General features: G+C 50.9%; 4 protein-coding genes. 1 reads left to right on the top strand and 3 read right to left on the bottom strand.

The features are described 5' to 3' along the window. Window positions 1-523: 523 nt before the first annotated feature. Entirely contained in the window at window positions 524-1,486 is a 963-nt protein-coding gene (locus QZ305_RS08920; protein WP_294731397.1) for a hypothetical protein, read from the bottom strand. 289 nt (window positions 1,487-1,775) lie between these two features. Next, window positions 1,776-6,341 carry an InlB B-repeat-containing protein gene (locus QZ305_RS08915; protein ID WP_294731395.1) on the bottom strand — a complete coding sequence of 1,522 codons (4,566 nt, stop codon included), beginning with the start codon at window positions 6,339-6,341 and terminating at the stop codon, window positions 1,776-1,778. 405 nt (window positions 6,342-6,746) lie between these two features. Here QZ305_RS08915 and QZ305_RS08910 point away from each other — a divergent pair, with 405 nt between their 5' ends. Next, on the top strand, window positions 6,747-8,360 hold the full coding sequence (locus QZ305_RS08910) for a potassium/proton antiporter (RefSeq protein ID WP_294731394.1): 1,614 nt from the start codon (window positions 6,747-6,749) through the stop codon (window positions 8,358-8,360). A 96-nt stretch (window positions 8,361-8,456) separates the two neighbouring features. Here QZ305_RS08910 and QZ305_RS08905 read toward each other — a convergent pair whose 3' ends face one another. After that, on the bottom strand, window positions 8,457-9,884 hold the full coding sequence (locus QZ305_RS08905) for a C69 family dipeptidase (RefSeq protein WP_294731393.1): 1,428 nt from the start codon (window positions 9,882-9,884) through the stop codon (window positions 8,457-8,459). Window positions 9,885-10,041: the final 157 nt, after the last annotated feature.

The following is a 10,041-nucleotide window of genomic DNA, read 5'->3' as shown; positions in this document are numbered from 1 at the left end:
GATAATCGTGGCTGGACTTTCACCAGCTAGAAGTGCACCATGCCCGGTACACATCGGAAAAGCCGGTCTGATGACCGGCTTTCAATGAATGTGTTTGTACCGGAAGGCTACAACTGGGCAGACAACGCTTTCAGGCGGGCAATCTCTTCCTGAAGTCTTTGAACTTCCTGATTCTTTTCTTTCAGCTTCATGTCTGACTCCTTCAGTTTCATGTCTGATTCCTTCAGCTGTGCATCCATTTCTTCTTTCAACCGGTCATACTTTTCTTTCTCTGACCGGTGAAACCACTGAAACTGGGCTTCACCACTGCCTTCCGCTGTCAAATCTTTACACATGGTCCCCCTGTCTATTCTCTCAGAACCTGTCCCCCTATACATAGATGGGTGATCGTATTTAATTATGTATCTGACTGCAGCTGAACAGAAACTGCATCATTATTTCCGCTTCAGCCTTGGGTTTCTGAAGATTCATTATCCAGTATCACCTTTTGAGTGTGGATGGTTCTATGTCGTACCAAAGATTGCTACAACTGGGCAGACGACGCTTTCAGGCGGGCAATCTCTTCCTGAAGTCTTTGAACTTCCTGATTCTTTTCTTTCAGCTTCATGTCTGACTCCTTCAGTTTCATGTCTGATTCCTTCAGCTTCATGTCTGATTCTTTCAGTTTCATGTCTGATTCTTTCAGCTGTGCATCCATTTCTTCTTTCAACCGGTCATACTTTTCTTTCTCTGACCGGTGAAACCACTGAAACTGGGCTTCACCATATTCATCCAATACTTTTTCTGTCCTTTCTGTCATGGGGATTCCCTCCTTCTCAAGGTAATCGTACTGCTTCTTTTTATCATCGTCACTCCTGAATATATGTCCAAGACACTGAACCGCTTCTTCTTCATAATCCATCCAGTCCGGTCCAAGGCCAACAATCTTGTATCGCACAAAGCCATCAAGTGCCCGCTTCATATCCTGGCCAGTCAGGGTATCCTGTCCCAGACAGAGATTTGCGATACCGGGATAATCAATCAAATAGGTCTCCTGCTCATGTGGGAGAATCCACAATGCCATCACAGGTTTCAAATCCTGATAATGATCATTTCTGTAACCGGAGATGTCATCTTTCTGGGAATCCAGCATCCGGCTCAGATAGGCATAAACACGGCCCGCAAACCAGACAAAAGATATCCGTCTGTTCTGAACCTCCACATTCACAAGATACGCTCCGGGTTTGACTTCCGTGAGCGTCAGGAATATGGAATCAAAGCGCATGACACCGGTTGTGACATTTTTGCTTTCTGTATTCGTCAGTTCACTGCGCAGATGCTTATCATCTGCCCGGGTCAATTCTTTGCGAAATCTGCTTTCTATGCTTTCCAGAGATCCATAAAAACTGTCGGGGTAACACTTTTTCAGGATCAATGCCAGCATACGTGGAAGATTCAGGACCTGAATGGCATTCTTGTCCAGCCGGATCCGCTCTTCTGTTTCCATTGTTCTGCCTTCCGCTGTCGGTTCTGTACACATATTATCCTCTATTATCCTCCTGACTAACAGATGATGTTTGTAAACACATTATACCAGAAACGAGTGCGATTATAAACTTTATGTTTCGTTCAGGCGAGAGGATTTGGGCAGTTATTGTCTGATTTCGCCAATTTCCCAAAATAACAACATCTATATGTGAACCGCTTTTTCCTCCATATCCCAAAACAAGGGGAGCGCCCCTTCCTGCGCTCCCCTTAATGGATGCGGCCTGTTCAGACAGCATCAGGCTCATGGTTTATCTGCGGTTCTTCCGTCTGAGAATCGCCGCCAGGCCAAGAAGACTCGCTGCCGCCGTCATCATAGCCGGAATTGCGCCCGTCACAACAGCTGTTGCAGCTCTGGATGCCTTCGTATCCGACTTCGCCGGTTTTCTGGTATCCTTCTTGTCATCTTTCTTATCGCCTGTATTATTCTTGTCGTCCTTGTTCTGGTTATCATCCTTCCGGTCGTCATCCGCCTTTTCATACACAGCCGTGTAACTCAGGTCATCCTGACCCAGAGTGACTTCTTCGCCGGCTTTGACAACACTGCCATCCATGTCTTTCCATCCGATGAATGTCCAGCCATCTTTTACCGGTCCTTCCGGAACTTTGATCTTGTCGTTTTCCAGACCGCTGACTGTTGTATCGCCGAAGGAAACGGTGACTTTCTTCAGATACGTGGACTGGAACGTCAGGTTTTCACTACCCAGTTTAATCTGATTGCCGGCTTTGTGCAGCGTACCGTCAGCCGCTTTCCATCCCGCAAATTCATAGCCGTCTCTGGCCGGTCCTTCCGGAGCTGTCACCGTACCGTTTTCCACGCCTTCAATGACTGCATCATCAAATGTTGCCGTAACCGTTTTCTGGACTTTTGCGGCTTTGGCTGCCAGGGCGATGTCTGCACCGTCACCAGTCAGTTCCACCATATGACCAGCTGCATTCAGATTCTCCACAGGTGTGCCGTTGATGGTGAACTCTGCCAGGGTATACCCTTCAGCCGGCGTGACTTTTACAGCGTGGACGTTGCCCTCCATGGCGTTATAGCCTTTGGCAATCGCCGCTGCATGCAGGCTGTCTTCAAATGTAGGATACTCGAAGTTTACGCCTTCCGCTTCCGCATGAGAGATTTTGTACAGCTTCTTCACAGGCACTTCATGGCGGATGCCGGAAACAGATCTGGTCTGCGCTTTCGCAAGCTCGCCAGACGGGTTGCCACTGGCATCCAGAACGGTGATGTGGCCTTCTCTGTCATAAACCAGGTATGCTGCCTCGTTCAGTCCATAGCCTTTTTCCGCGAGAGCTTCATGATCTGCGTCTGTAACCACCGGCGTCTTTTCATTCAAGTTCAGAGCCATGGTCTTGAGATGCTGTTCGCCGTCTGCTGCATGCATGAAGGCTACGTCCAGATCCAGCGTTGCATCCACAAGCTGCACATTCACAGTGTGATCAGCCGTGACATTATCCAGAATGACTTTGCCGTCTTCCGGTGTCACTGCCTCTTCATCCACCAGAACCTGGGAAATCACTTTTCCTTCCGGAACTTCGATCTCATTCAGGTTCAGTTCAAAGTCTTCCCCGCGTTTGATCTCGGTAACAGATGCTTTTCCATCGCCGATGGTTGTGGAAACACTGAAACGGGATTTCTGTACAGGGATGGTGAAAACCTGTTCGTTAGGCTTGTTTTCTTTCTGAACGGCAGTTGCAAGTACATTGCCATCTTTGTCCCTGATTTCCAGCAGACCTGCCTTGTCATAGACAACGGAACTGTCAGCCCAGTTGCCAGTCATTTCATAACCAAGTTCATTCAGCTTGTTCTGTGTGTAACTCTGGTTGACTGCATTAGAATCCTGATAGTTCACCTTTGTATACGGCGAGTAAACTGTGTCTCCTGCCTCATTTACATAGTTGATGTTGTAGTAGCGCAGCGCTTTCGGCATAACCACCAGCGTATAGGAGTCACCGTCATCCGTATGCTTCAAGGTAAAGTTTGTCCAGCTGATAGTCATATCTCCATGACTCCAGTGACTCTTGCCGCCGGAGATGGAAATGGACTTTTCATAATTGATTTCATCTGTGATCGTGGGCGTCGGGAAATATATTTTCCAGGTCGTGGAAGAGTACCGCGTTTTCAGCTGTACGGATCCATCTTCCAGAATCGTCATATCCTTGCCTCTGGATCCAGTCGGGAGTTTAAACTGGACTACACCAGGTACAGTTGCCTTCCAGGTAATGGTGATTTCCTTGCCGATGAAGTTCGCCTTGTAGCTCTGGTTTTCCTTCGCGGCTTTGACTGTGGCCCCCAGTTCCACCTTGCTGCCCTTGGAGTCAGTCCAGCCAGTGAATTCGTAACCAGCAATCGGAGTGGGTTCCGGTACATCTACTTCTTCACCTTCCACAACATCTGTGTAGGTCTTGCGGATGCTGCCGCTGCCACCAGCTCCAAAGTCGAAGGAGATGGTTGTCTTGACCGCTTCCTTCTTGGTTACAGGAATGGTGAATTCGAATTTCTTTGTGGAAGCATTGAGCTTGCCTTTCAGAACCACATTTCCTTCAGCGTCGACAATGTTCATGACATTGGCAGCTGGATAAGTCAGTTTGCAGCCGTCCCAGCTTCCTGCCACTTCGTATCCTTTTCCATCCAGGGACCGTCTTGCATAGTCAGATACAGCCGGCACCGTCTCTTTGTAATTGACTTTGCCATTGCCAGAATAAATCTCATTTCCTGCTTCATCTGTATAGCTGATCGCGTAGTTCCGGGAAGAAGAAGGCACATAGACAAATGTATAGGTCTCATCATTTTCGGGAATAGACATACTGGAGCCAGGCTGGTAGACATGCTTGTTGCCTTCTTCATCTGCCCAGTAGCTTCCGTTGCTTCCCTTGTTCTGCCAGCCATCATTCGGGAGTGGTGTTGGCATAGTAACTTTGCCATTGGAAGACCATGTCTTCGTATATGTCAGACTGCCATCTTCATTTGCTGTCCAGCCAGAACTGGTCATCGGTTTGAAAGATCCGCCTTCAGGGTTGAACACTCGGAAGGTTACGCTGATCGTCTTAATCTGGAAATACGCTGTATAGGTCTGGTCTTTATCAGTGGATGTGACCGTCTTGCCCAGATTCACTTTGTTCCCATCCTGATCTTTCCAGTATGCAAGTTCGTATCCTTTACTTCCCACCACTTCAGGTACAGTTACCTCTGTGCCTTCCTTGAGATCTGCAAAAACTTTCGGAGCTGAGCCAAAGCCACCATATTCATTCGGGAATCCGCCATTGCCATTGGATTTGAAGGTGATGGTCGTCTTGACAGCTTCCTTCTTCTGCAGGGCGTACGTGATGACATACTTCTTGGTTGATTCATCATATTCAGCAGTGTCAAGAACATTTCCTTCTGCATCCAGCAGCTGAACAGTATTCACAGCGTTGTACTGAACCTTCCAGTCCGCTGCTCCCTCAGGGATCTGATAACCACTTTCCTCCAGCGCCTTGATCTGACCAGCTGTCAGGAACTTGTATTTCGAATTCAGTTCATAAGAACTTCCACTGGTAGGAGTAAGAACAATATCACCTGTCTCCGAATCAGCAATCTGAACCCTCACATTCAGCTTTGCTGCCTGTGGAATATTGTAGGTGTAAACAACATCTTCAGTCGGAAGAGTTTTGTTGCTAGTGGATCCGAATATTTTGTTGCCGTCTGCATCTGTCCAGGTTCCTGTGCTGTATCCCCGATTAACATTTACCGACGGGAAGGAGTACTTCGCACCTTTCTTGTATGCAACTGCATAGGTATAGCTGCCATCCGTATTCAACGTCCAGCCACTTTTACCACTGTCTTTGAACGAACCAGCAGCTGTCGGATCAATCTTGAAAGTAACGGAAATGGTCTTCGCAACAAACACAGCTGTAAATATCTGAGCTTCACCGGCTGCTTTGATTACTGTTCCGGGAGCATACTCATTGCCGCTCTCATCCCGCCAGCATTTCAGCTCATGTCCGGCTGCGGCTCTTGTTTCAGGGAATTTGATTTCATCCCCTTCTGTAAACTCGGTCGTCTGGTCATACTTGTCATAACCGTTGTTTTCGTTGGCAAATCCGCCTTCGCCTGTTGCCTTGAAGGTGATGGTTGTTTTGACTGCTTTCGGAGCAACATCAAAGTAAAGAGCAATACGCCCATTTTCAACATTGTTGCTGGTTGATATTACATTGCCCGCCGCATCTATCAGTTCAATCGTCCCTGCTTTTCTATAGCAAAGTTTCCAGTTATAAAGATCCGCAGGGGCTTCATATCCTCTGAATTCTCGGAGCTCTTTGGTCTGCATAGTAGTCAGAAGCTGCCGTTCTTCCCCAAGTTTTAACGTCTTATTGTACGTTGCACTCTGATTGGAATCAACGATAGGGACAATCTGACCATTCTCATCTCTGAAAGCAAAATACGTCTCAAGAGTATCTGCTGCAGGTGCTTCATTGACAGTCTCCTTCTTTGTCGGAGCTGTCTGGACCTCAGTCACTGCCTCTTCTTTCGCTTTCGACTTCCAATCTTCCGGGGCAGAATTCGCTGTCTGCTCCGAGACAGAGGTTTCCGGTTTTGCTTCTTCCTGCCCGTTTCCATCCGCAGCAGGCGCAGTTCCGGCTGTTGTATCCGCCGGTGTCTCTTCAGGGAGTGTGACCGCATCCGTCAGTTCCGCTGCGGCCTCTGCCGGAGCAGGAGCCGTAACAGGTTCCTGGACGGGCGCTTCTGTTTCATTGGCCAGAACCGGTCCCGCCTGGGATGTGAGTGTCAGGGAAACAGCCAGCAGGCTGGACAGCTTCGATTGTGCTTTCATCTTCTCATCTTTCCGGTAAACGTTTACTAAACCGAGGAATGTCATAGCTATATAATAACTTTCTTTCTGTAAACGCTTACTTGCTTTCTTGCCGTTATCTTACCGCCGTAAGATTACAGATTCAACGAAAACAGAAACTTTTGTTTTGTAATTTTTCGTTCCATTTTATTCCTGTATCAGCCGTTTTATGGTCTATTTTTTACTAAACATCTTCACTGTGCACTTCCAAACCCGTCAGCTTTTTTCACAATCTCCCGTTTTACCACCTTTTTACTGGGGTTCACTCCCGGAAACTCCGCTTTTCCGGCTCCTTCCCATGTCCCTGCCCATCTGGCCCGCTGGCATGATTCTTGCCCCATCCGCAGGATAAATGTGACAATGGGTGTAACAAGTTTCTGAAATTTCATGAAAGGTTGTGATGCATTGGTTACCGTTCTGCTTCTGATGGCCGCAATTGTCATCATTCTTTCCGTTATCGTCTCCCGCCTGGCTTCGCGGCTGAAAGTGCCCATGCTGCTGGGATTCATCTTTCTGGGACTCTTTGTCGGCAACGACGCAAGTCTGGGTCCGGTCTTTTCCGACTTCGCCCTGACAGAATCCATCTGCACAGCGGCCCTGGTCATTGTCATGTTTGACGGCGGCTTTCAGACCCGCTGGAAAGCCGCAAAAAAAGCCGCACTGCCGGCAGGAATCCTGGCCACGGCCGGTGTTCTGACCACAGCCGCTCTCACCGGACTCTTCTGCCACTACGCCCTGGGGATGCCCTGGCTCACCGCTCTGCTGACCGGATCTCTGATTTCCAGCACCGATGCCGCCAGTGTATTCTCCATCCTGCGGAACCAGAAACTGGCACTCAGGGACCACACCGATTCTCTGCTGGAGCTGGAATCCGGTTCCAACGATCCGGTGTCCTATCTGCTGGTGACAGTGATCCTGACCATGATGCAGACCACCGTAACCTGGCTGGACATCCTTTGGATCCTCCTGTGTCAGATTGGCATCGGGCTGCTGGCAGGCTGGCTCATCAGCCGGTTTGCCCTCTGGTTTCTCTCCAAAGTGCAGCTGGAGTTTTCCGGATTCCTCACCGTCTTTGTCCTGGCCTGTGCGCTCATGGCCTACGCGGGTTCCACACTGCTGGCAGGAAATGGCTACCTGGCGGTCTATCTGGCGGGTCTGATCCTGGGCAACAGCCGGCTGCGTCACAAGAAAGAGCTGGTTCCTTTTTTCGATGGGCTCTCCACCCTGATGCAGATGACGATATTCTTCATTCTCGGGTTGCTGGCAGATCCTGACAGCATTCTTGCGGTTCTACCCCTGTCCTTTGGCATCTTCCTGTTTCTCACCCTTGTGGCCAGACCCGCTGCCGTGTTTCTCTGCCTGTCCGGTTTTCGCAGTTCACTGGCCAAAAAGCTGGTGGTATCTGCCGCGGGGCTTCGGGGAGCTGCTTCCATCGTTTTTGCAATCATGGCCCGCATGACAGTCCCGGGACTTGGTCAGGATGTATTTCATATTGTCTTTGGCGTGGTACTGTTTTCCATCAGCCTGCAGGGGACGCTGCTGCCCTGGATTGCGCGCCGGCTGCATATGAGTGATGAATCCGGGAATGTGCTGAAAACCTTCAGTGACTATGGAGCAGAACCGGATCTGCAGTTTTCTCTGCTGGAGCTGGGTTCCGAATCTGGCTGGGCCGGCAAAACCCTGGCTGAACTGGCGCTGCCGCCGGGAATGGCCACAGCTCTGGTAATCAGAGATGGAGAACGGATCATTCCGGAAGGCGGCACCCTGCTGCAGAAACAGGACCGTCTGGTGATCACGACGCAGCCATATCATTCCGCAAGAAACCTGCTGGATTCTGAGGTTCTGGATGGGGATGATCCCCGGATCGGGAAGTCTCTGGCGGAAATCGCTTCCCGTCCCATCGTGTGCATTTCCCGTCATGAGCGGATGCTGATTCCAGATGGCACCACCCTGCTGCAGGAAGGAGACACGCTGGTCTTCGTGCAGAAGAATGCTCTGTGAATCCGGCCGGTTTCAGGCACCGGCTTTCATCGGCATTCCCGAAAAAAAAGACTTTCCAGGATCCTGGGTCCGGAAAGTCTTTTCACGTCTCATTCTCTAGGCATCGCTGCGGGAGAAAGCGTTTTTCATATTGTCGGAGAGCGCCTTGAGCACTTCTCCCAGGCACTTCTGCGCCTGTTCCCTGGTGACTTCGGCGATCTGCTCATTGGCTTCCATGCACAGATGGATCCTGTCTTTTCCGGAAGCAGCCTGGATCTCAGGGGTACTCCTGTTCAGGATTTCCCGGCAACGGGCAGTGGTTGTGTTCTGATACCGTTCGATAAAGATCGCGCTTTGCCGGTCGCAGGCGTCTGCCATGGCGGCGATCAGCCGGCTGGTCCAGTAAAAGCTGCCGGTGCTGACGCTGTCAGTGGTATCCGCCGCATAGGCCGGGGTGGCGATGATGTCGGTATAGAAAGGCACCATGACGTTGAAGGGATTGGAGGCATAGGCCAGCCACTGAATGGAAGGCGCACCGGTTTTAATCTGGCAGCAGGCGAGGTAATCCGTCCGGTTGATGCCAATGGTGCGGTATGCTCCAGCCATAGAGGTATCCCCATGATGCAGGTAGGGATCATAGGGGGTTTGCTGGTAGTGTCCGGAAAGCACGTATTTCACGTCTTCCACTGTGATTTTCTTCTCGGGAACCAGGCACCAGGGCAGATCATTGCTTTCGGGGGTGAAATCCGCGTCAGGTCCGGTCCAGGCAAAGGAATCCGGGTTGAGGCGGCTCAGGGCCCACCAGGCTCTGGGGGTGTTGTAGGTATGATCGGAGTCGTCATGGCTGCCGAAGGCATCCCGGGGATTGAAGGGCTCCTCCGGGTCCATTCGCAGGTCCAGAGCGTTGTGTTTCACGAATGCTTCCAGATCCGCCGATCCGATGAAGTTTTCCGGGTCGGCAAAATCAAAGAAATCCAGGCCCAGCTGGTTGGGGATCACCGCATAGGCATTCTGCGGCAGCCGCCTGGCCATCCAGTGGTGTCCGCCAATGGTTTCCAGCCACCAGACGTCATCTTCGTCGCTGAAGCCGATGCCGTTCATTTCATAGGTGCCGTATTCTTCCAGCAGGGATCCAAGGCGCAGGCATCCTTCTCTGGCGGTTTTCACATAGGGCAGCACCAGCGTCACCAGGTCTTCTTCCCCGATGCCGTTTTTTACCAGGGGATCGGCGCCCAGGACCCGGGGATTGGAGGTGATGGTTTCCGTGGCAGTCATGCCCACATTCGCAGCATTGATTCCGGCGGATGCCCACTCTCCTTCGTTTTTCAGGGCATTGGGCACACAGGTATAGGGCATGGGATCCTCCGGGAGCGCAATGGTGACGCCGGAGATCACCGAGGTGTAGGTACGGGGCTGGTCTTCCGGGGGTACAGCCACGAATTTCTTCGGGGTATAGGCACCGGCGCCGGAATCCGAGTTCCGGGCGATCAGCGTGCTTCCATCGGCAGAAGCGAGTTTTCCCACAAGCAGAGTGGTGCAGGGCATGGTCTTTCCTCCTGTTCATGCCGCCTTTCTCTTCTTCCGGCCAGCCATGGCAAAAAGAGAGAAAAGCGGGCTTCATGTATTGAAGATACCACGTTCCGGTTCCGGGCAGGCAGCAGGCGCTGTCATTCCGGTGCTTCACACACGGTCCTGACCGGCA

Source organism: uncultured Faecalibaculum sp. (assembly GCF_910588395.1).
In the GTDB taxonomy this organism is placed as follows: Bacteria; Bacillota_I; Bacilli_A; order Erysipelotrichales; family Erysipelotrichaceae; genus Faecalibaculum.
This window is presented reverse-complemented; position numbering and strand designations above follow the sequence as displayed.